Here is a 25,095-nt window from a genome sequence, read left to right as displayed (position 1 = left end):
CATGAAAGAAATAATAGATAAAATCAAATACAACGAAAAAATATTAATTGAGGCTTCAGCAGGAACTGGAAAGACCTACACACTTGAGAATACTATTACAAACTTACTCATAAACAAAATGTACTCTCCAAGCGAGATCTTAGTGCTAACATTCACAAAAAAAGCAACAGAAGAGATGCATATTAGAATATTAAAATCAATTGAGAATGCATATCAAAATTCAAAAACAGATAAATCCTTAAAAACCATTTATGAACAATCAAATAAAATCTTTATCTCAACTATAAACAAATTCGCACTATATGCTCTAAACAATTTTCAAATCGAGACAGAAAATTTTTCCAAATACAGTGTAAAAGAAAATTTTACATCAGAAATAGACGAAATAGTTTATGAATTTTTAAGAAAATCAGATTCATTAAAAAAAGAATTTGAAATCAAAGACGATGAATTTGAAATCTTTAAATCTAAATTCAAAAATACAAAAGACATGACTCAATATATAAGACAAGGGTATAAAAGAGACAAGACGCAAGAACTTGGAGATTGGATAGAAACCCAAACGATTTTTAACCAAATGCTCACAAATAAGGATAAATTAATTGACAAGTACAACTTAATAGTTGAAGCATTAAACGAAATGACTATGGAAGAAAAGCGAACTTTCCTAAATAAACATAACCAAGGAATTAAAATATCAGAAATCAAATATAGTCATGAAAAAGACATCGTAAAAATAACAGACATACTTACAAACAACAAATTTTTCTGCAAAATAATAGAATCTAATCTTAAGAAAAATGTTACTCTTCTACCTAAGGAACTAAAAATACAAACAGCTTTAAGAGAACTTAGCCATGAAACAAATACAGATAAAGAAGATAAAAACACACTTAGAAGATTTATTAACCTAAAAGTCGAATATAAAATACTTAAATATATAGAAAGGGAACTTGCAACTACCATTAATGCAACAAATACAATAGACCAAAAACAGATAATGCTAAACTTAAAAAAACACTTGGAATCTCGTGATAACAGACTATTAAATTCAATAAAAAACAGATATAAAATAATATTAATAGATGAAGCACAAGATTTAGATCTAATACAAATAGAAATATTTGAACTACTCAGCTCTTGTGGTATAAAACTAGTATTTATAGCTGATCCTAAGCAAATAATTTATACATTTAGAAATGCTGATATATCATTTTACAACCAAAATATAAAAGATAAAATAAAGGATGATGCAAGAATAACATTACTAACAAATTACAGATCAAATAAAAAGTTAATCGAACCTTTAAATATTATGTTTGATAACATCTATAATAAAGCACGCACAGATGAAATCGAACAAATAAAATTTACCAAATCAAAAACAGATCCTAAGAATGACGAAAATAAAATTTTTGTAAATGGGCAAGAAATAGAAGCAATAAACATAATAGAAACTGAAGAAGATAAAAATGTCTTACAAAAAACAGCACTAACAATAAAATATTTACTAACAAACGGCAAAATTTATGATAATAATAAACTTAGGCAAATTAAAGAATCAGACATAAAAGTGCTTTGCAGGACAAGCAAGGAAGTAGATTTCATAGACAGAGAACTTAAAAATCAAGATGTAAAAACAAATAAGCTCGCAGAATCATTTTTTAAGACGAAAGAATTCAACTTGATATTTTACCTCATAAAATGTTTAGACAGAAAACAAAACTTTCAAACTCTAAACTATATCTTAACCAGCAAAATAATAAACCTTCCGTGGGAATTATACCTAAGTTTACTTGAAGAGAATGGAATAAAGCACATAGAAGAAGCTATTATTGACATAATATATTTACTTGAGAATCAAGAAATAACATTAATAGAGGCAATAGACGAAATCATATCAAAGAAAGATTTATGGCTCAATTTGGCAAAAAATTTTCGTAATACTACCTTCACTGAATTTGCACAATCAAAAAAAAGCTACAGGGAAATCCTAATAAATGAGGGAAAATTTGAAGAACTTAAGAACTATGAAACAAGCCTAGATTTTATTTCTAAAATTTACTATGAAGATAAAAACATAGAATCATTAATATCTACTCTAGAAGACCTAATACTCAATAAAGATATTGAACAAGATGAAGACAAAATCACTACTGGAGATAATCAAGCCATAGAAATACTGACAATACACAAATCAAAAGGACTAAGTATTAATATCGTATTCTTAATAGGTGATATTCAAAACAACGATAATCTCCTTAAAAAATCGGATACATTTTATAAATTTTACTCAAAAAACAAAATAGAATATGACTTTTTAAAATTAAAAGAAAATCAACAATTTGCGAAAAATAAGATTTTAAATGAAGAGCAAAACATTTTTTATGTAGGAACAACACGAGCCAGATTTGCACTATTTATTATTAATCAAGGTGCAACAATAAATAAAATGTTAGAGCTAGCAGAAATAAAAACAATTGAAAAAATAAACCTAAACTTTAATGTATACAATCTGATTAAAACTAATCAATTCAATAAATTAGACATAAATGATAACAAAGAGATAAAATTAATCCCCCCAAAACCAATAAATAAATATCTATTTAGAAAAGAACATACACATAGCTATACGAGTCTTGCATCAATCTATAAGTCCAACCACCATGAAAATCCAGAAACAAGAAATGATGAGACTTATGATAATGATGCTACTTGTTCTGGGGAAACACTCCCAAGGGGCAAAGATATTGGTAATATTTTACATGCCATAATGCAAGACATAAATTTTAGCGACGCAAAAGATAGTTTCAACAATTTTCAAAAAATCAATATTGCTCTTATACAGAAAAAAATAGAACATTTTAATTCAAAACTAAATACACCCAAGTTACAAGAAATGCTAATAAAGATGATTTATAACATATTAAATACAAAAATTAGATTTATTGGCGCAAGATTGTGTGATATCCAAGAATTGCAAAAAGAAATGGAATTTTTAATCAAAATAAATACAAAAATTTATGAGCAAAAGTCTCTCTTTAAGGACCACAACAAGTTGGATTTAGTATTAAATGACGGATACATAAAGGGAATTATTGATCTTATATTTAAGATAAATAATAAAATATATATTCTAGACTATAAAACAAATTATCTTGGAGAAAATTTAAAAGATTATAACTTAACAAACTTAAAGAAGAAAATGAAACAAGAACAGTATGACTTACAATATAAAATCTACGCGCTTGGAATAAAAAAAATACTCTTTAAGAATATAGAAGAATATAACAAACATTTCGGAGGAGTAATATATCTATTTACAAGAGCTTTTCAAAAAAATATTAAAGAACAATCTAAAACGCAAAATGGGATTTATTCCACTATACCAAATTTTAAAGAATTAGATTTAGAACAAATATATTTGCAATTAAAATATTAAAAGGGAAATATGAGGAATTATTTAGTCTTAAGAGAATTTTTAAAAGATCATAAGAGAAATTATTTGAATCCAGAACTCAAAATTTATGAAATAATTGAAACTTTAAACATAAACATAGAAAATTACTACAAATCACATTTACTTATAAAAACAATAAAAAATGAAACGTGCAAAGAACTTACTATTTTTTTAATATTCCTATTTAATTATCTCTCTAAAGGACATTTAAGAGCTAACATTGATTTACTAATAAAAGATATTCAAAACACGATCGAATGTGCTTTCCTTGAATTAGAAGAAGAAGATCAATTTTATCAAAAATCAATAAACATACTAGAAGAACTTGCAAAATTTACAAAATCAATCAAAATACACGAAATGATCTTATCTTTAAAAGAAAATAATATAATGAAAGATTTTAATAAAGATGAAAAAATCACAACTCCTTTAATATTAGAAAATAATATTTATATCTATACTCAAAAAAATTTTAGAGAAGAAGAAGAGCTAATAAAAAAAATAGAACAAAGACTTAAAGATAACAAAAGTGAGATAAGCGATCAAAGAATACAAAATATAATGGCAAACTTAAACACCAAGGATCTAAGTAAAGAACAAATCAATTCAATTAAGAAATCTTTAAAAAGCAATTTCTTTATACTCAGTGGTGGCCCGGGAACAGGTAAAACAACAACTATCAATTATATTCTAAAAGCAATTGATATTCACTTAAACGTCAAGCAAAAGGTAGCACTTGTAGCGCCAACTGGAAAAGCAAGTCAAAAACTAAAATCAAGTCTAAAAGAATCATTTCAAAACCTTGAAACAAGATATAGCACAGTACAAAAATTATTAAAAATGTCATTCATCAGTAAAGGCAATAAATATGATGAGGCTAACCCTCTAGAATTTGAAATAATCATAATTGATGAAGCATCTATGATAGATGCAAGCACTTTCTTAAAATTGTTAAAGGCGGTCAAGACAAGCACAAAACTCATAATAACAGGAGATAAAAACCAGCTTCCATCAATAGCTGGAGGAAATGTATATGCAAGTCTTACAGCAATAAAAGAAATAAGTAATGAAAATGTAGAAATACTTAAAAAAAATTTCAGAAGTAACGATGAGATAAATTTATTAGCCGAGGCAATATATAAAGAAGATACAGACCTAATTGATACCCAACTTAATGCCAATAAAAATATAATTCTAAAGGATATAAATAAAGTAAATATTGAAAACGAATTATTAAATCACATAAAAAATTTATACAAAAATATCTCTAATTTCGAACTCAGCTCACTAAACGACAAAGAAATTGAATCGATAATTAATCCCCTGCTTAACAACGTCATTTTATGTTCAAGAAATTTTGGAAAATTTGGAACAAAAAGAATAAATGAAATAATAAAATTATATTTGAAAAAAATCTATGGCAATTTAATTGGACAAATAATTTTAATTACTCAAAATGACTATAAAAATGACCTATTTAATGGAGAAAGGGGTATTCTCTTTAAAGAAAATTCTAAAATTTACGCTTTATTTAAAAGAGAAGATGAGAAATATAAAAAAATAAATTTTAATTTAATAAACAAATTTGAACTTAGTTTTGCAACAACAATACATAAAAGTCAAGGATCTGAATATCAACATGTACAAATAATAATAGAAGATCATCCATTCTTAACTAAAGAACTACTCTACACTGCAATAACAAGGGCAAAAGCAAGCATAGAAATAATATCAAGCAAAGATATCATTAAAAATGTTAGTCTAAAAACAATAAAGAGGGATTCAAAAATCTTAGAGCATATAGACGCATTAAAATAAATTGACAAACCAAAAGAAAAACAATATAATCTTAAGGTATTGTATTTGGGGGTGTAGTTCAGATGGTTAGAACGCCTGCCTGTCACGCAGGAGGTCGCGGGTTCGAGTCCCGTCGCTCCCGATAGTGCTTTTAAAGCTATAAACTTTTACTGAATTTGCTTGATTCTCATTGATACAAGTTGCAAAGCCATACAAAACATATTCAATCACAAAGCTATATTTAAACTATCACTAAAACTACACTTAAGATAAAATTATAAAATCAAAATTTTTAAAAATTCCACTAAAATAAAAAACTCATTCATATTTGCAAATGTTTAAATCACCCCCCCCCAAAGAAAGCTACTCAAGTTTTATTTTACCAAGAATATCCTTAACATCATCAAGACTACAAAGTTGTCCTCTAAGTGCTGTGGAAGTACCTGCTGCAACTCCAAATTTAAAAGAATCACAAAGAGAATTCCCATTTTGATATGCATATACAAATCCAGCAACGACAGAATCCCCTGCCCCAATAGTGCTTAAAGAATCAATTTGCGGAACACTAGCTACATAAGCATCTTTATTATTTATAAACATAGCCCCCTCACTACCCATTGAGACTATAATATTTTGCACGCCCCTTTCTATAAGCTCATGCCCAGCATTAATTAAATCCTTATTAGAAATCAAATTCATCCCCAAAAGTTCCTTAAGTTCATTAACATTTGGCTTTATTAAAAAAGGTTTAAGTTCTATAATCTCTTGCAAGGCAGGCCCGCTAGTATCAATAATTAACCTAACATTACTTGATAGATTCTTAGCTATCTCATTATAAGCCCGACACCCAAGCGAGCTTGGAATACTCCCAGACATGATTAACACATCTTGATCTAATTTTTTTAATTTTAAAATCAAAGACTTAAAATCACTCTCAAGAATTGCAGGTGAATTCCCATTAATTTCTGTTTCTTTTCCATCTGACATCATTTTAATATTGATTCTAGTATTATCAGCTATGCTAATAAAATCATGCTTTATTCCCATCAAATCAAGATGGGTCTTTATATAATCACCAGTAAATCCACCCAAAAATCCAAAAGCAACACTTTCCGTTTCAAAATTCTTAAGTACATTACTTACATTTATTCCCTTTCCACCAGCAAAAAAATTACTCTTAACAACACGATTAAGACACCCTTTTTGAAACCCGTTTATAACTATTTTATAATCAATAGCAGGATTAAGAGTAAGCGTATATACCAAACCAATCTCCTTTATAATTAAGTAAAGTCATTAAATAATCAAATATATAACAATTATATGTTATAATTAACATATATATTATACCTATTATAATATGGATACTACAGTATAGCAAGGAGTCTCCTATGCAAGATTTATTTTCTAAAAAATTAATATTATTGAATTATGAAGCAAAAAGTAAAGACGATGTAATTGAAAAAATGGCCGACATGCTCAACGAAAATGGATATCTGAGCAACAAAGAAAATTTTATAACAGATATTAAAAAACGAGAAGAAATAAGCGGAACAGGTCTTGAAGAATATATTGCAATGCCACACGCAAAAGGTAATTTTGTTGCAAAACATGGAATAGCTATATTAAGAGTTACAGGAGAAGGTTTTGATTTTGATGCCTCTGATTCGAAGCCGTCAAGATTATTTTTCATGATAGCTGTTCCTGCAAACACTACAGGTGATACTCATATTAAAACAATATCTTATCTTAATAATATATTTAACAATGAAATTTTAAGACAAGAAATTATGAGTACAAATGATATAAGTAGATTCTTAGAAATTCTTCTAAATAGCAACACAAATGTAATAATGAATGAATCCAGTTCTAAGAATTTCATTCTAGCAGTAACCGCCTGCCCCACGGGAATTGCCCATACATATATGGCAGCTGAAAGCCTAAAACGAGCAGCAGCTGAACTAAATGTAGAACTCAAAGTAGAAACTAATGGCTCTAGTGGAATTGATAATCCAATAGAAGAAGAGGAGATAAAAAAAGCAAAAGGCATAATTATTGCAGCAGGGAAAACTGTTAATAAAGAAAGATTTAATGGTAAACCACTAATTGAAGTTGGTGTAAAAGATGGTATACACAAAGCAAAAGAACTCATTCAAAACATTCTTGACAACAAAGCAAAAATTTATAAGAGCAAAACAGTCAAAGGAGAAAGCAAAACAAATAAAAAAACAGGTGGTGCATATAAACACTTAATGAACGGTGTATCCTTTATGCTTCCATTCGTAGTATCTGGGGGAATAATTATTGCAATATCATTTATGTTTGGCATTAAAGCTTTTGATCCAAACGATCCAAGCTATAATCAAATAGCAGATATTCTAATGCAAATTGGCGGTGGTAATGCTTTTTTCCTAATGATTCCAATACTTGCTGGGTATATTTCATTCAGCATAGCAGAACGTCCCGGACTTGCACCTGGAATGATTACAGGATTAATGATGAGCAAAGGAAATGCAGGTTTCTTGGGAGGCATCCTAGCAGGATTTATTGCAGGATACGTAACCTTAGCAATAAAATCAATAAGTAAAAAAATAATACCACAAAACATAAGTGGTATTAATCCCGTTTTAACTTACCCATTTTTTTCAGTACTAATATCAGGTGTTCTAACATATTTCTTGCTAACACCAATTGCATATATTAATATATCCATAACAAATATGTTAAACTCACTGAGCGGAACAAACATGGCACTACTGGGTGCACTGCTTGGTGGCATGATGGCAATAGACATGGGCGGTCCTGTAAACAAAGCTGCTTATGCATTTGGAATTGCAATGATAACTGCTGGAAATTATATTCCTCATGCAAGCGTAATGGCAGGAGGAATGATTCCTCCACTTGGAGTCGCACTTGCAACTAGCATTTTCAACAAGAAGTTCTCACAAGAAGAACACGAAGCCGGTAAAGTTTGTTACGTTCTAGGTGCATGTTTCATAACAGAAGGAGTAATTCCTTTAGCAGCCGCAGACCCTTTAAAAATAATACCTGCTTGCATAATAGGTTCATCCATCGGAGGTTTTCTGTCTGCATTATTTGAAGTAAAGCTTATGGCTCCACACGGCGGTATCTTTATCCTTCCAATAGTAACTAACCCATTAATGTGGGTAATATCTATCCTAGTGGGAACTTTAATAACAGGCCTATTAATAGGATTTATCAAAAGAGATAAGAAGTAAATCTTATCTCTTAAAATAAGATTTACATAAAGCCTAATAAGCCAATCTCAATTTTATTGGTCTCTCAAGACTTAAAGCTCTAATCATACCTAATTTAAGTTCTAAACTATTTAAGTTAAGCTGTTTAAATCCAAATTGCTCTTGAATTGTTCTTGACGTCTTGATTTTGACTGTAATATCAGAATTATCAATAAGCTCACTTGCATGTGACGTAAAATCTGATAAAAAATAAACTAATGCATCCTTATATTCCTTCTCAGACATTGGTATTTCTTCTGAAGGCAAGAGTGCCGCAAGAGCATCACTTACATTCTCCTTATTTTCATTAATGACCTTGGTAACATTTTTCAAATTAATATCCATATCAAGAATATTTTTTCCATTCTTGTTTTCTACCTTAAATATAGGCATTCTCTCCTCTTCAAGATAATCCTTTAAAACCTTAACCAAATTATCAAATTGAGCAACCAACTTAAGAGAATCACCATTTGACTTAATACTTAAGAGTTTTAAACCTAATTTTTTTCCTTCATCACTAAAATATTGCTCTATTTTATCAATAGGGAAAAGGGGCATTTTAGCTATTTCTGCTCCTACAAGAGTCGCTACAAGTTCTTTTCTGATCCTTTCAAACTCTTTATTAACATTCAATATCAATGAAACTGTTCCACTAGCATCATCCTGTAAATTAATCTCTGAAACTGTAGTACAAGCAATAAATATTAAAGGCACAAGCATAAATTTATAAAATTTATCCATTTAATAATCTCCTTAACATATACACAAACATATATACATGTACTAGCTATTATAATAAAATATTAAGTATCAAAACAATGAAACTATAGGAGAAAAAAATGCATGACCACACATTAGATATATCACATTTTCAGAACCTATTAGATAAAAGCTTAACAGCATATCATCTAGTAAACTACATTGAACAAAAACTAGTATATTATCTTAATGCAAAGGAATTAAAACTTGATGATAAATGGACATTAGAAACAGGACATTATTATGTAAAAAAGGAAGGAACAAGTCTTATTGCGTTTAACATTAACACCAATAAAATACATGAACCATTCTTAATAGCAGCAGCACACTCTGACAGCCCTGGACTGAAACTTAAAATAGAATCTAGCAAACACAAATGTAATGTATTCTCTCACCACATCGAGGTTTATGGTGGCCCAATAATTTCAACCTGGACCGACAGAGATTTAAGCTTAGCAGGAATTGTATACTTTAATAAAGATGGAAGAATTAACTCAGAATTAATAACAATTGAAAATATCGGAATCATACCAAATGTCGCTATTCACTTAAACCGAAAGGCAAATGAAGGATTTGCATATGATACTCATGAGAACATTATGATCATCACAAGTTTTAAAAAAAGCATTAAAGAAAAAATTATAGAAAAACTGCAAATATCTGAAAAAGATTTCTTGTCATGCGATTTAATATTCACAGCATCCGAACCTGCTAAAATTATAGGTAGCGAGGGCGAATTCTTAGCATCCAAAAATCTCGACAACAAATCAGGATGTCATGCCATCATGAATGCATTTATTCATACAAATAACAATAAAAATAAAGCGGCTGTATTTTTTGATAATGAAGAGATCGGATCTGGAACTTCCAGAGGAGCTGATTCAAAACTATTAACAGAAATCTTAGAAAGAATTGATCATGTTCTAAATCTAGGGAAAGAAGAACACTTAATTAAACTAAACAAATCATTCAATATCTCAATGGACGGTGCACATGGAACTCATCCAGGCTACATATGCAAACATGATCCAAATTATCAAATAAGTCTAGGAAAAGGCGTCACTATTAAAAGCAATGCTAATTTTAAATATGCAACAACAGCAAGTGGATGTGCGAAACTTAAAGCTTTAGCTATGAAAAATAATATTAAAATTCAAGAAATAATAATGAAAGCAAATACCAATGCCGGAACCACAATTGGCCCAATTGCAAATGCTCAAACAGGAATTGAAACCATAGACATTGGAACCCCAATGTGGGGAATGCATTCTTTAAGAGAAACTATCGCAATCTCAGATCATATAGAAGCAATAAAACTTCTCAGGGCATTTTTTGAAAATTGGAATTAAAATCTGGAACAACTAAAAGAAATCATTGTAGTTGAAGGTAAAGACGACGCTAAGAGAATAAAAGAACTATTTAAGTGCACTATAGTTGAAACTGGTGGGTTGTATCTTAAGCAATCAACCATTAATGTTTTAAAAAAAGCACTAAAAACAAATGGAATCATTATTTTCACTGATAGTGACAAGGCAGGAAACCTAATTAGACAACAAATACTTAAAAGAATGAATTACTTAAATCAAGATAAAATTAAGCATGCCCACCTTAAAAGTAAAGATCAAGAAGTAGAAATGTCTTCTAAGCTTGAAATAGCAACAATTTTAAGAAAAATAGGTACGTTTGATAACGAAAAACAAAAAGAAGGTTTAAGTTTAACTGACTTAATAGAACTTGGTATTACAGGGGCTAAATCTAAGAAAAGGAGGGAACAAATACAAAAACACTTTAATCTGGGAAATGGGAATAACAAAAAACTACTTGAAAGACTCAATTACTTCAAAATAAAACGAGAAGAAATAGAAAAAATAATATCAATTAAAGAATCAAGACTCCCCCAGAAGGAATCGAACCTCCGACCAAGTGGTTAACAGCCACCTGCTCTACCGCTGAGCTATAGGGGACTCAATATCTAGATATTATGCTAAATTGAAAATATTTTGTCAAGCATACAAATCCAGAAAAAATAATTTACTTAAATCTATAAGATTTTTAAAATAGCATCAGCCAGAATTCTAGAATCCTGGTCCCTAAGTTTAGAAGCTCTAATAGCCCAAGCTTCCTCATCAAATGCCAAATTTCTAACTTCAACTAATAATTTGGTTTTAACAACATTATGTTTTAACACATAAAGATTTTGTCCCTTAATATAAGGAGCTCTTTTAAAACCTTCAGTCATTTTTTCAATCACACTCTTAGAATGGGTATCAAATCCCTTTCCGTCCTCAGACTGGTAATAAAATCCCATACACCGAGGTGCGCCAACACTATTATCAGAATGCAAACTAATATAGAGAATATCTTTTGCCTTAACATTTTTATACTTATTTACAAATTTCTTTACAACGGCTAACCTTTTCTTCAAGCCTTCCTGAGTACCGTTTATCCAAGAATCGACTGTATCAGTTTTATTCAAATCATAATCATTATAAACTTCATTCTTAACATTAACAAATGTATTATTAGCAGACACACTATCTCTAATTAAATGATCAGGGGATAAAATAGTAAGTTCAACATTAGCCCCATACTCTTTAAGATACACATAAAGTCTTAAAGCAATATCATAAACATATTCATCCTCGACAACAAAAATCTCATTATTAAGGCCATCTCTAGCTTTAACAATAGCACCAGGATCAAGTCCTCCATGTCCAGGATCAATAATTATTAATTTATTTTTTAAGTTACTATTTTTAATCGGCCGAGATCGCACAAGACTTTCAAAACTTTTAAAAAGCTGACTTGCTTTCTTATAGGCATTCAGAGGCGAATACCAATCTTCTGAATAAAATTCACTTGGCTGACTTACTTTTTTAGGCTTATACCAATAATAAAAAACCCCATTAGCCTCAAACATAGGTATTTTAGGATCCAGTATAACTAAAGCACTAATATCAAAAGCATCTCTATTATTTAAAACATTGGAAAAATTTAAATCTAACTTTTTACTCTTAGCAGAAATAACATTTGCAATAGCTTTAACTTTGGTCTTAGAATCACTAGAATTATCCACAAATTGCCTTGAGTCTTTATTTGCAACAACTGGACCTTTTCTCTTATCATAAATTTTAAGTTCCTGATTATGAAAAATATTATTCCCACTTAAATTATTCCAACTCTTAAGAGCTTCAAGCAAAACTCCATATTTACGGGCAATGCTATATAACGTCTCACCAACAGATACCCTATGAGATATAAACGTTTCACTACTGCCCTTTTCGGCCTTTAATTGTAAAGACTTAGAACTTAATGGATTTTCTTCAATAATTTTTGAGACATCTAAAATTGAATCCGCCTTTAAATTTATTGCCTTGTCTCCATTAAGATGGACAAGATGTTTTGCGGTAACACCATAAATATATGCAATCTTCCCAAGAGTCTCTCCTCGCTTTACATAATGGAAATGAATATCCCCAGAAACCCTTTTCAAATATAATTTTTGACCAATTATTAACTTCTTACTCTCTAGAGAATTAAACCTTATAATATCCGCAATACTAATATCAAAATCCACAGAAAGCTTTGAGAGAGAATCACCCTTTTTAACTATATATGGCTTTAAAAAGTCAGGCTCACCCAAATGTAACTTAGAACCAACCTTAAGAATCTTAGAAGTCAAATTATTCCAAGCAACCAATTCCTTTTCTCTAATGCCATATCTTTTAGATATATCTTCAATAGTATCGCCGACCTTAACAACATGAACTTTAGCATCAGGCTCAAGCTTGCTCAACTTAGACTTCTCATCACCCTTCTTAGTAAGAACTTTGTTAACTTTAGAAGAACTTGGAATGACTAATATACGACCAATTCTAATGCTCTCAGACTTCAGATTATTTGCATTTTTCAATTCTTTTATTGAAATCTTATATTTAAGAGAGATCGAATATAAGGTATCACCTTTAACAACCTCATGTTTAAAATCAGCATATAAACTGAAGGAACTTATTATCCATAAAACAATACTAAGCCCTTTGATCCTAAAAATAAAAAGCCTAGTATTTCTCCTTAATTCCAGTATTTTGAACAGTATAATCATAAATGATCCAGTAATAATCATACTTTTTGAAAAAAAAGGTATATCGTTTGGCTACATAAAAATGACCATCCTCAAAATACACATCAGACACAACTTTCCCCGTAGAATCTGTATAAGTTGTTTCAACAATAGAAAATTTATTTGGAACTTTTGCAATATCAGAATTACTATTATTCCATAAATATTCCTTATATTCTTCAAGCATACTATTAGAACCCGATCTAAGTTCCTGCTTATAAAGATATGATTTATTTTGATCATTTAAAATAAGACTTTCAATGTCAATATATAAAAAGAATTTCTCTCTCTCCCCAAGCCGCAATGCTGAAAACAAATATTCAATAACTTTATCAGGGGATAAATTCTCTCTTTTCAAAACACTTTGAACCTCACGATTGGAAGACAAATTAGAAAAGTTAAATTTTTCTGCAACATCATCCATCTTCGGTTTCAAAAACAAGGTAATAACATTAGACTCTATACACTTTTGTGAATCTGAGATATCTGGGAAAAACTTACCTCTAACAAAATAGACTCCATCTTTATCAAATTGCACAAATTGATTTAAGCTCATCATTACAGAAAATCTTTCATTAGGTCTCAAACTCAGAGTTCTAACAGGAATTGCAACATTCTTTGATCTATCCTTAACATATTCAAGAGATCTCTTAACTTTAATATTAGTAGTATCTGTAACATCAAAATCAAAACCAAAAGTATTAATATCTCCTACCTCAAGAGTAAGTAAATCATCAGATAAATTGCTAAGCGAAACTTCAATAGAAACATTGCTATCAACACGATAGATTGATTGATTGAAAAACTTTATCTTAAAATCAAGACCCTTATAATCCCTAGGAAAAAGCATAAAAGGAACAACCATAAGAGATATAACAAACAATAATTTCCTAAATTCCATAAACTCCTCAAAATCTAATTATATTATACATAACGAAACGGAACATATCTATTAATATATAATATTATACTAAACTACAGAAACAAAAAGGTAAAAAATGAACATAGAAAAAGAATTAACTACCATACTAAATGACAATCAAAATTTAAAAAAAATACAACAACTCATTAAAGAAAATCTACCCTTTACACTAGTAGGGCATGGGGGATTTTTTGAAGCTTTTTTAATAAACAAAATAAAGGAATATAGCGGTAATAATAAAATTATATTAATAGTTAACAATGAAAATATTGCAGATGCACTCAAAGATGACTTAATGCAAATTACAGATAAAATATATGAACTTAATTATTTCAGTCCTCTTGTATATAAAGGCATCGGCTCAAAAAGTACAATCTTTAGCGAACGAATAAAATTCTTAATCAATTTTTATGAAAATAATCCTGGAATCTATATTGTTTTATTAAAATCCCTACTTAGCAAAATACCTACAAAAGAAAATTTATTTAAAAATATTTATAAGATTCAGACAAGCAAGTTAATAAACATAAAAAATCTTGAAAGCAAACTTATAAGACTAGGCTATGAAAAAACAATGAGAGTTACATTACCTGGAGAATTTACAATAAAGGGTGAAATAATAGACATACACTCATTTAATAAGGCAGAACCAATAAGAATTTCACTGCATAATGACACAATAAAAGAAATCAAATATTTTAATCCCTTAACTCAATTAAAAAAAGGCAATGAAATCTCCGAATTTGATATAATTCCTAAAAAGGAAATCATTTGGAATAATGAAAGCATAAACAGATTAAAACACTACATAAAAGAAAATGAATATAAAAAATTATTTGAACAAATTGAAACAAAATATCATGCAAGAGCAGAAGAAATATTTTATCCGTTAATAGGAGACACATACCTAAGTCAAGAAATAAATGAAGATACGCTTACTATAAATTTCGAAATACCAAATTTACAAGAAGAGATCAAAAAGATCTATAAAGAGTATGAAAAACTTTATAGCCAAGCAATAGAGTCAGGAGAGAAAACAATTGCACCAAAAGAAATTTTTATAAATTTGAATGATTTAAAATTAAAAACTAATATTTTCTTCGTCAAAACTCCTGCAAATACACAAACAGAAGAACTTGTAGAATTTGAAATTGAAAGTGGGCGTAGATTTTTTTCAAACATTGCACTTGCAAAGGAAGAAATACAAAACTGGCTAAATAACGGATTTAAAGTAATTATTGCGGCAGAATCTAGTTCACAAAAAGAAAAATTAAAATACATCTTCAAAGATCTGCCAAAAATCAAAATTGAAGTTTTAAAAATATCAAGCTCACTTATAATAAACAAAGAAAAAATAGCCATTATCCTTGAATCAGATATATTTAACAGAAGACAAAAAATAAATAAAGTTTTCGAATCATCAAGAACAAAACCTATTGATTCATTTATTGAAGTTGAAAAAAATAGTCATGTAGTTCACATCAACCATGGAATTGGAATATTTAAGCAAATCAAAAGAATCAAAACAAGTCTTCTTGAAAAAGATTATATTGAAATTGAATATGCAGATAATGAAAAATTATTTATTCCAATTGAGCAAACACACCTTATCCAAAGGTATATTGGAAATGAAAATCAAAATATAAAATTAGATAAAATCAGCTCAAAAACCTGGGAAAAGAAAAAAGCTAATGCAAAGAAAAGAATTGATGCAATTGCCGACCAGCTTGTTTCACTCTATTCAGCAAGAGAAAGCACTAAGGGATTTCAATATCCTCAAGATAATGAATGGCAATTATTATTTGAATCAGAATTTGCATATGATGAAACCCCAGATCAACTAACAGCAATATCAGAAATCAAACAAGATATGATGAGCTTAAAAGTAATGGATAGACTTTTATGCGGTGATGTTGGATTTGGTAAAACCGAAGTCGCAATGAGGGCTGCATTCAAAGCTGTCATGGGAACAAAACAGGTAGCAATACTCTCCCCAACCACAATTCTTGCAGAACAACATTTCAATACATTTAAGAAAAGATTTAAAAACTTTCCAATTAAAATTGCAATGATGAGTAGATTTATAAAAAAATCAAAAGAAAGGGAAATTATTAAAAACTTAGCAACGGGCGAAATTGACATAATAATTGGAACACACAAAATACTCTCTAAGAAAATAATATATAAAAACTTAGGACTCATTATAATCGACGAGGAACAAAGATTCGGGGTAAGAGAAAAAGAGAAACTAAAAGAAATAAAAGTCTCTGTTGACTGTCTTACCCTATCAGCAACTCCAATTCCGCGATCTCTTCATATGTCATTAATTAAACTAAGAGACATTTCAGTTTTAAAAACTCCACCCCAAAACAGAATCAAAATAGAAACTTATGTAGAAGAATTTAGCGAGCTTTTGATTAAACACGCAATAGAGCATGAACTCTCCCGAGACGGACAAGTATTTTTTGTGCATCATAATATTCAAGAATTAGATTTAATAAAAGCAATGCTAGAGAAAGTAGTCCCTTACGCAAGAATTGCAACTATTCATGCAAGGCTTACAGGTGACCAAATTGAAAATATCATGCATGATTTTATAAATAAATCATATCAGGTACTACTATCAACAACAATAATTGAAAACGGAATAGATATTGAAAATGCAAATACAATAATAATTAACAATGCAAACAGATTCGGACTTGCACAACTATACCAACTAAGGGGCAGGGTTGGCAGAAGTTCACAGAAAGCCTTCGCTTATTTCTTATATAAAGAAAGCTCAAGCTTAAACGAAAGTGCTATTGAAAGATTAAGGGCAATATCTGAATTTTCAGAACTTGGAGCAGGATTTCAAATTGCAATGAAAGACATGGAAATAAGAGGTGTTGGGAACCTACTTGGGAAAGAACAACATGGAGAGATCGAATCTATTGGACTGGATTACTACTTAACAATGTTAAATAAAGCGATTGAAAAGCGAATGGGAAAAAATTCTAAGGAAGATGAAATCACTATTGAAATCAACTACAATGGATTCATTCCCGATAGCTATGTAAATAATGAACAAGACAAAATATCAATTTACAAAAAAATTTCAGCAATTCAAAGCGAGGAAGAAAATAACAAAATAAGAGCTGAAATTCATGACCGATTTGGCTCAATTCCAGAAGAGCTTAACACCTTACTTATATTATCAGAACTGAAACTACTTGCCAAAAAACTCAATATTACAAGCCTTAAAGAAAAAAATGGGTTACTTGAAATCGAATATTTAGATATAAAGAGTATTCCTGTTTACAGGATAATGCAAATCATAAAAGATGATCCTACTACATTGAAAATAAATCCAAAAGATAAAAAATCAGTTTTTCTAAACCTAAAAAATGTTAAAGAATCAGAAAAAATAAACTGCATATATAGACATTTGAATCTATTATTATAATAATCAAGTAAAGGATATGAAAATATTAACACTTAACACAGGAAGTTCTTCATTAAAATTTACACTCTATCAACATAAAAATACACAAATCCTAGCATCTGGAACAATTGAAAAAATAAAAACAAAAAAATCAATAATTAGAATTAAGACTCAAAACGACTTACTCGAAAAAATAGATAAACACATCAAATCACACAAGGAAGCATTAAAACAACTGATTAAAATATTAACAAACAAGAAATTAAATATCATAAACAATCTAAATGAAATTCAAGGAATAGGACACAGAATTGTACATGGGGGCCCAAATTTTAAAAATTCAGTAATACTTAATGAAAATATCTTAAGTGAACTTGAAAAAATTTCCGCTCTTGCACCCCTTCACAATCCAACTGCAATAAAAGTCATAGAAATAACACTTAAAATATTCCCAAATGCAAAACAAGTTTTATGCTTTGACACATCATGGCATCAAACCATGAATGAAAATGCATTCTTATACGCTACACCATACTCTTGGTATAAAGACTATAATATCAGAAAATACGGATTTCACGGATTATCATATGCATATATAACTAAAAGAGTTGCAACAATACTTAACAAACATAAAAAAGATCTAAACTTAATAATACTACACCTAGGCAATGGATCAAGCATCAATGCAGTTAAAAAAGGAATATCTTACGATACAAGCATGGGGCTTACTCCTCTTGAAGGACTTGCAATGGGAACAAGAAGTGGAGACATAGATCCTGCAATTATTCCTTTAATGAGCAAAGTACTAAATAAGACCCCAAGAAAGATTGAAGAAATACTTAACAAGGAAAGTGGTATGCTTGGCATATCTCTTAAGTCAAACGATCTAAGAGATATTTGGGAAGGGGTGGAAAATAATGAATATAATTCTAAACTTGCAGTTGAAATAATGGCTTATAGAATAAAAAAATATATTGGGTCTTACCTTGCAATTCTTGAATTCAATATTGATGCAATAGTTTTCACGGCTGGCATTGGTGTTACCGATTATGGAATAAGAGAACTATCACTAAAAGGATTTGAAAAGATTGGGATAGAAATTGATCTTCAAAAAAATAATTTAGCAAGAGAAAAAAACATAGAATCTGATATATCAAGTGAAAAAAGTAAGACAAAAATACTTGTAATACCAACAAATGAAGAACTAACCATACTTGAAGATACCTATAACCTAATTACAGAACACTCACGGGATTTAAAATAAATTAAAAAATTTAAATTATTATAAGGCAATCTTTAAGAACTGACTTACTAAATTAACTGAAATATCCTGTAGTACAAATCATATTAAAGCAAAGCTTTCCTCTTAACATCCTCAAGTACGCTCTCTCCCTTAATAATCTTAAGCAAAGTAAAAGCAAACTTGAAAGCCGTGCCAACACCCTTAGAAGTAATGAAATTATTACTAACAACAACATCATCATCCACAAATTCACCATCAGTAATACCATTTTCAAAGCCTGGATAGCACGTAAACTTATTTGTCCCCAAAAGTCCCTTTGCAGAAAGCACAACTGCTGGTGATGCACAAATGGCTGCAATCAACTTACCTTGTAAGTTCATATTTCTTAAAATCTTATCTAAATTTTGCGATTCAAAAAGATTTGTAGCACCAGGCATTCCTCCAGGAAGTATTATTAAATCAAAATGATCTGCACTACAATCTGATATTTTCTTATCAGTCCAAAAAGTAAATCCTCTAGAACTTAAAACAACCCTATCATCATTTAAACCAATAACCTTCAGATCAACACCACCACGTCTTAAAATATCCATAGGGACTACAGCTTCAATCTCTTCAAAACCATTGGCAAGCACAATTGCAGCTCTCATAACACAAACTCCTTAATGCTGATGGAGGGACTTGAACCCACGACAACTCGGATATGAGCCGAGTGCTCTAACCAACTGAGCTACATCAGCTTGCAGCCATTAAAGTTTATAAATTCAAAGATATTTTGTCAATATAAAACCATATTCTTAAAGATACATACCCACTGCACTTAAAAGACCACTATCAATAAATATGCTAAGAACTTTAACTTATAAAATAAGTATTTGGTATTTTTTTTAAAAAAAAATACAATTACTATTGAAAATAAATTAAATCTCTTAATATAAATTAGAGTGAAAATAAAAAATTTATAACTTAAACGGATTCATTTATTGAAATGATTTAAAAACAATATGATATACTTATGAATCAAAAAAAATAGAAGATTGGTATGGTTTAAATGAAAAAAATTGTTTGTATAACTATCTTTTTTATCCATAATAATTGTTTCCCCTATAATTTTTGGACTATAGAAGATAAAGAAAAATTAATAGATAAAATAGTAAGCCAAATGAATGACAAAGAATTGCTGGGTCAAATGTTTATGATAAGTTATCCAGGAAACCAAATAACAAAATTTGCCCTGAACTTTATACAGGAAAAAAACTTAGGAGGAATCAAAATATTTGGATGGAATGCCCAAAATTTACACATGTTAATAGAAAGCATAAATAAAGCACAATCAATGTCTCAAAAAAATAGATTTAAAATACCTTTATTTATAGCAACAGATCAAGAAGGTGGATGGACACAACATATAAAACTCAAAACATCAAAGACAATAGGAAATCTTGGAATTACAGCTACTCTATCCCCAAACGACTCTTACCTTACAGGATATCACATAGCAAATGAGTTAAGACAGCTTGGAATTAATCTAAATTTTGCACCCATAACAGACATTTACAGCAATGAAGAAAATTTTACAATAGGACCAAGAGCATATTCAAATAATTCCCAAATCGTTTCTCTTTTTGCTCTAGCTTTTTACAAAGGACAAAAACAGGCAGGCATAATTTCAACAGCAAAACACTTCCCTGGACACGGCAATACTGTTCTTGATTCTCACACAAAAATGCCAATAATAAACTTAAATTTAAAAGAAGTGTGTTCAAATGAATTACTGCCATATCAAATATTAATACAAGAAAATATTCCAATAATTATGAGCGGACACTTAGCATACCCAATGCTTACAAATGGCAAAGAAATACCTGCATCATCTTCAATTAAAATTATAAAGGAACTCCTTAGGAAAAATCTGAAATATGATAATTTAATAATAACAGACGATTTATTAATGAATGCAGTAAAATATCAAAATGAAAGTATTTATGACACAATTGAAAGAATTATTAGAACTGAAACTGATATTTTATTAATATCAATAAACGAAAACATACAAAACAACGCTTACAATAAATTATTAAGTCTCATGCAAAAAGATAATGAGATAAGAGAAAATATTATTAAATCTAACAAAAGAATACTTAGAATAAAGTTAGAATACTTAAAAGAGAACAAAAACGAAGCAGAAATTTATCCAAATCATAAAAATGCTCAATCAATACCTACTAAAGAAGCTAAAAAATTTTTTGAACAAAATACATTAAGAGGGATAACCAAAATAAAGCTACTCAAAAAAGTATCAAAGCATAAAAAAACACTTTTAATATCACCTTATAACACAATGGTTAAAGAAGGGAAAAAAATATTTCAGAATAGTTCCAGCTATTACTATGACTATTACCCTTTAAATAGCATAAATCCCACAAAACTACAAGCAATAAAAAACCTAATTGAAAAACACGAACAAGTTATCTTTAATCTCTCAACACCCGCTAGTCTAAAATATATAGATAACTTAAAAGAATATAAAGATAAAATAAGCATAATTGTCTCACTTACACCCCAGCACATTAAAAACCTAGACTGGATACAAAACATAGTAATAGTATATGGAACAACAACACTGTCATTTAAATCTGGATTCCTAACTTTAACAGAAGATTTCAATCCAAAAGGACAAATCCCATTAATCAACTTTAAGATTTAATAGCACCCTTTATGTATGCAATTACTTGACTCTCTAAAAGATTTAAAGAACTATTTTTAACCTTAAACCCACTAGCATGCTTATGTCCCCCGCCTCCAAAACATTTTGCAAGTTCGCCCACATCAAAATATTCTCTAGAACGAAGCCCCACTAAAATAGAACCATCTTCAGTCTCCTTTAAAATAACTAATATTTCATTATTCTCAACATTAGCAAGAAGTGCATAAAACAGCTCGTTAACACCACTAACATTGGCGTCCTTCTTATCATTGAAAGGCAAAACGGTAAGCAATACTCTCCCATCGAAATAAGATTTAAGATTATTTAACATCACACCAAGAATATCTATTGAGGCTATGCTCTTAACAGATTCAACATAATTATAAACATCTTTAAGACTTAAGCCTTTAGATACAAGTCTAGCTATCATCTCAAAAGGCTCGGGATCACTGTTTGAAATAAATCTAAAAAATCCTGTATCTGTACAAAATCCAACCAAGATATACCATGCCTCTTCTTTAGTAACTTCATGCCCAAATTCTCTAACTAATTTTTCAATTAAAAAAGTAGTTGAGGGAGCAAAAGGATCAATATATCCAGGAACATCCAACTTATCGCCTGATGCATGATGATCAATAACAAGGATAGGCATATCCTTCACATAAAAAGCAAATTCATCTCCAATACGATTCAATATGGAGCAATCCAAAATAATAACAGCATAATCTGAAGATGCAATATCTGGCCATCTAGATAAAAACTTATCTTTAAAAGGTATTATTTCCTTTCTCACAAAAGGACCTTCATTTAACATAATAGCCCTTTTGCCTATTCTAGACAAAAAAGAAGCTAAAGCTAAAGATGAACCAATACAATCAAAATCAGGATCCTTATGCCCAATAATAATAAAATTATTGTATTTCTTAATAAATTCAATAACATCTATCATAAAAAAATATTAACAAACCTTTATACAAATCAACAATTATTACATCTTATAATTAAATATTTTACAATATTTTAATAGAAAATTATAAGCATCGTGCTATAATTGACAATATCATAAACTTAAGAGGTTTTAAGTGGAACATAGTGAACAAAATGCAATTGAAAAAGCATTTCAAATGGCTGAAACTGCAAGAAATAATGCATATTCACCGTATTCAAAATTCAAAGTGGGTGCTTGTATTAAAACTAAAGATAATTTATTTTTTCAAGGTTCAAATGTTGAAAATGCAAGTTTTGGAGCAACTCGTTGTGCAGAACAAGCTGCAATGATGAACATGATATCATCTGTTGGTACACAAGAAATAGATTTTATATTGATCGCAACAACTCCAGCAAGTGTGCCATGTGCAATATGTCGTCAAGTAATGTCAGAATTTTTTGAAGAAAATACTAAAATATTAATAACAGATCCTAATCAATTTAACGCCACTAAAACAATTTCACAAACTTATACACTTAACGATTTACTTAAGGTTCCATTCAACAAAAAAGAATTATCAAGAATATTTAAAGCAAATCAAGAAACATAATCTAAAAACTTATGTAAAGACAAAATATAAATATTAATTTAAAATACCAAGAGAAACAATGGCTCTTGCAAACTCACTTAATTTATCAGCTTTAAAAGTACATGCTGAGGAATCAAAAACCTCTAATATGAGCTTTTTCTCATCAATGTTAAATTCATAATCCACAACCTCTAATGACAAAAAGTTAATAATTGGAATAAACTTATCAATAAAAGCATATATTCCCTCATCAAAGTCAAAATTCTCATAATAATAATTGAATATACACTCTAAAGATTTTTTATCAAAAATTTTAAGAAAATCATAAAAAATATTCTCAACATTCTTTACATTATTTACTAAAACTTCATCTTTAGAAATGCATCTTTTACATCTCTTAACAAAGAATTGGGATTGTAACATAAATCTTCCCCTTCCAAACTATTTTAGGATATTAACAAAATTAATTGAACATTAAAAAAAATAATGTTATCTTTACACATAATAGGATTATGCAACAAAAAAAGGAGAAAGTGCAAATATGATCAAGATAATTAACGATAAAAATACCAATAAATGCGCTCACTTAAAACTTGCCGTCCTAAAAAAAAACGAAATTTATATAGTTTACACAGAAAATAATATTAAGACAATTTCATATCTAAAAGCTCAAATACAAGATAAAGAGATTAAAATTAATGATTTTTATATTGATCCAAATTTTAAAGCAGAAGGAATAGAGAGGGTACTCATTCATAACCTAATTTATTATGGCAAAAAAAATAAATTGCAAAAAATTTTATGCACAATTAATGACATAAAAGAAGAACTTAAAAATTTAGGATTTGAAAATAACAATAATGTATATGAAAAAGATTTAATTTATGAAACAAAAAAAAATACACTTATAATGAGAATAGGATTTATATCAGTATTAGCAGAAGTAGCATCAATAATATCTAAACTTACTGTTGGGGTTATTTTTAGTTCATTTGCACTAATAGCAGATGCACTTCATGTTACATCAGATTTTATCCTATCTACAATTACCTATTTTAGTTTAAAAATTACAAATCGACCTGAAACAATTTATTATCCTTATGGATATAAAAAAATGGAAAACCTCATAGCATTTATTATAGGAATAATTATAATAATCTCAGGATTTACAATATTTTTAAGCACAACGGGACTTAACAAATTAATTAATTTTAGAAGTGAATCTGGATTGCATCTTCATCATCATGGTGATAATGATCATCACCATGATCATTATCACCATGATCATTATCATGAAGATAAAAAAAACATATTAGAAATATTTTCAAATAATTCTTTAAAAAAAAGCATTTGGATACCATTAATACCCTTTATATTCTTCCTAGTAAAGATAATTGAATATTTGATAAAATTTCAAATCGGCAAAAGATATAACAACTATTTGCTTCTAGCATTATCATCATCTGATAAAAATTGTATATTCTCTCATGGAGGTACCACACTAAGCTTATTGCTTGCAAATTATGTATGGACAGGATTTGATAAAATAATATCTATATGTATTGGTTTTATAATGATCAAAGAAGGATTACACGTAATTATAAACAATGCTAACAACCTTCTATCAAGACAAAACATAAACTTAAAAAGAGAAATAAAAAACACATTAAAAAATATTAATATAAATTTCAAAGAACTCAATTTTTTCTATCAAGGAAATGACTTAAGTCTCTACATCAAACTAGATTTAAGCTATGAAAACGGCTTAAAAAGTTTGATACAAAAAACAGAAAAAATGAAATATACAATAAAGAAACACCATAAAGAAATATGTGAAATATACATTTTAATATAACAAGACAAAATCAATTGACACTTCAAGTAAAATT

17 protein-coding genes and 3 tRNA genes are annotated in these 25,095 nt (G+C 29.1%); 11 read left to right on the top strand and 9 right to left on the bottom strand.

Going from position 1 to position 25,095, the window contains the following annotated elements; all coding sequences use genetic code 11:
• Position 1: 1 nt before the first annotated feature.
• From recB to bhDAH_RS03205, 3 genes are all read left to right on the top strand, one after another.
• Entirely contained in the window at positions 2-3,442 is a 3,441-nt protein-coding gene (recB, locus tag bhDAH_RS03215) for an exodeoxyribonuclease V subunit beta (protein WP_043924472.1), read from the top strand.
• 9 nt (positions 3,443-3,451) lie between these two features.
• Positions 3,452-5,278, top strand: coding sequence for an exodeoxyribonuclease V subunit alpha (gene recD, locus bhDAH_RS03210; protein WP_012422383.1), 1,827 nt, complete (start codon positions 3,452-3,454; stop codon positions 5,276-5,278).
• Between the two features lie 47 nt (positions 5,279-5,325).
• Positions 5,326-5,399 (top strand) — tRNA-Asp (locus bhDAH_RS03205).
• Positions 5,400-5,620: 221 nt separating this feature from the next.
• Here bhDAH_RS03205 and pfkB read toward each other — a convergent pair.
• The gene (gene pfkB / locus bhDAH_RS03200) at positions 5,621-6,523 is read right to left on the bottom strand and encodes a 1-phosphofructokinase (protein ID WP_012422382.1); all 903 of its coding nucleotides are present in this window, start codon (positions 6,521-6,523) and stop codon (positions 5,621-5,623) included.
• A 125-nt stretch (positions 6,524-6,648) separates the two neighbouring features.
• Between pfkB and bhDAH_RS03195 the strand changes: the two genes are divergently transcribed.
• Positions 6,649-8,496 (top strand): fructose-specific PTS transporter subunit EIIC, encoded by a 1,848-nt coding sequence (locus bhDAH_RS03195; RefSeq protein ID WP_012422381.1) that lies wholly within the window; start codon positions 6,649-6,651, stop codon positions 8,494-8,496.
• A gap of 33 nt (positions 8,497-8,529) precedes the next feature.
• Here the strand turns inward: bhDAH_RS03195 and bhDAH_RS03190 are convergent, their stop codons facing one another.
• Positions 8,530-9,255, bottom strand: a complete 726-nt coding sequence (locus bhDAH_RS03190; protein ID WP_012422380.1) for a hypothetical protein — start codon at positions 9,253-9,255, stop codon at positions 8,530-8,532.
• A gap of 98 nt (positions 9,256-9,353) precedes the next feature.
• Between bhDAH_RS03190 and bhDAH_RS03185 the strand changes: the two genes are divergently transcribed.
• Positions 9,354-10,622: a M18 family aminopeptidase gene (locus bhDAH_RS03185; RefSeq protein WP_012422379.1), complete on the top strand. Its 1,269-nt coding sequence runs from the start codon at positions 9,354-9,356 to the stop codon at positions 10,620-10,622.
• A gap of 3 nt (positions 10,623-10,625) precedes the next feature.
• Positions 10,626-11,204, top strand: a complete 579-nt coding sequence (gene rnmV / locus bhDAH_RS03180) for a ribonuclease M5 (protein WP_076982456.1) — start codon at positions 10,626-10,628, stop codon at positions 11,202-11,204.
• Here rnmV and bhDAH_RS03175 read toward each other — a convergent pair.
• The 3 genes from bhDAH_RS03175 to bhDAH_RS03165 form a co-directional block, all read right to left on the bottom strand.
• Positions 11,166-11,237: transfer RNA gene (locus tag bhDAH_RS03175), tRNA-Asn, on the bottom strand. The genes rnmV and bhDAH_RS03175 overlap by 39 nt on opposite strands.
• A gap of 77 nt (positions 11,238-11,314) precedes the next feature.
• Positions 11,315-13,375: a LysM peptidoglycan-binding domain-containing protein gene (locus bhDAH_RS03170; protein WP_043924471.1), complete on the bottom strand. Its 2,061-nt coding sequence runs from the start codon at positions 13,373-13,375 to the stop codon at positions 11,315-11,317.
• Positions 13,332-14,294, bottom strand: coding sequence for a hypothetical protein (locus bhDAH_RS03165; protein ID WP_012422377.1), 963 nt, complete (start codon positions 14,292-14,294; stop codon positions 13,332-13,334). The genes bhDAH_RS03170 and bhDAH_RS03165 overlap by 44 nt, the downstream gene beginning before the upstream one ends.
• A gap of 97 nt (positions 14,295-14,391) precedes the next feature.
• Between bhDAH_RS03165 and mfd the strand changes: the two genes are divergently transcribed.
• Positions 14,392-17,760, top strand: a complete 3,369-nt coding sequence (mfd, locus tag bhDAH_RS03160) for a transcription-repair coupling factor (protein ID WP_012422376.1) — start codon at positions 14,392-14,394, stop codon at positions 17,758-17,760.
• A 16-nt stretch (positions 17,761-17,776) separates the two neighbouring features.
• Complete coding sequence (locus tag bhDAH_RS03155; RefSeq protein ID WP_012422375.1) at positions 17,777-19,003, top strand: acetate kinase; 1,227 nt, start codon at positions 17,777-17,779, stop codon at positions 19,001-19,003.
• A gap of 83 nt (positions 19,004-19,086) precedes the next feature.
• On the opposite strand, the gene bhDAH_RS03150 is transcribed toward bhDAH_RS03155, so the two are convergent.
• Positions 19,087-19,632: a DJ-1 family glyoxalase III gene (locus bhDAH_RS03150; RefSeq protein WP_012422374.1), complete on the bottom strand. Its 546-nt coding sequence runs from the start codon at positions 19,630-19,632 to the stop codon at positions 19,087-19,089.
• A gap of 16 nt (positions 19,633-19,648) precedes the next feature.
• A tRNA-Met gene (locus bhDAH_RS03145) sits at positions 19,649-19,722 on the bottom strand.
• A gap of 422 nt (positions 19,723-20,144) precedes the next feature.
• Between bhDAH_RS03145 and bhDAH_RS03140 the strand changes: the two genes are divergently transcribed.
• Complete coding sequence (locus bhDAH_RS03140; protein ID WP_043924525.1) at positions 20,145-21,689, top strand: glycoside hydrolase family 3 N-terminal domain-containing protein; 1,545 nt, start codon at positions 20,145-20,147, stop codon at positions 21,687-21,689.
• Here the strand turns inward: bhDAH_RS03140 and bhDAH_RS03135 are convergent.
• Positions 21,679-22,638, bottom strand: a complete 960-nt coding sequence (locus tag bhDAH_RS03135) for a DHH family phosphoesterase (RefSeq protein ID WP_012422372.1) — start codon at positions 22,636-22,638, stop codon at positions 21,679-21,681. The two genes, bhDAH_RS03140 and bhDAH_RS03135, sit on opposite strands and share 11 nt — an antisense overlap.
• Positions 22,639-22,771: 133 nt before the next feature.
• Here bhDAH_RS03135 and cdd point away from each other — a divergent pair, with 133 nt between their 5' ends.
• Complete coding sequence (gene cdd / locus bhDAH_RS03130; RefSeq protein WP_012422371.1) at positions 22,772-23,227, top strand: cytidine deaminase; 456 nt, start codon at positions 22,772-22,774, stop codon at positions 23,225-23,227.
• A 33-nt stretch (positions 23,228-23,260) separates the two neighbouring features.
• Here the strand turns inward: cdd and bhDAH_RS03125 are convergent, their stop codons facing one another.
• On the bottom strand, positions 23,261-23,629 hold the full coding sequence (locus bhDAH_RS03125; protein WP_012422370.1) for a hypothetical protein: 369 nt from the start codon (positions 23,627-23,629) through the stop codon (positions 23,261-23,263).
• 118 nt (positions 23,630-23,747) lie between these two features.
• Here bhDAH_RS03125 and bhDAH_RS03120 point away from each other — a divergent pair, with 118 nt between their 5' ends.
• Entirely contained in the window at positions 23,748-25,061 is a 1,314-nt protein-coding gene (locus tag bhDAH_RS03120; RefSeq protein WP_012422369.1) for a cation diffusion facilitator family transporter, read from the top strand.
• The last annotated feature ends 34 nt before the right edge of the window (positions 25,062-25,095 follow it).

The sequence above is a fragment of the Borrelia hermsii DAH genome, assembly GCF_023035675.1.
GTDB lineage: Bacteria > Spirochaetota > Spirochaetia > Borreliales > Borreliaceae > Borrelia > Borrelia hermsii.
The sequence above is the reverse complement of the archived record's forward strand: the minus strand, read 5'-3'. Positions and strand labels throughout refer to the sequence as shown.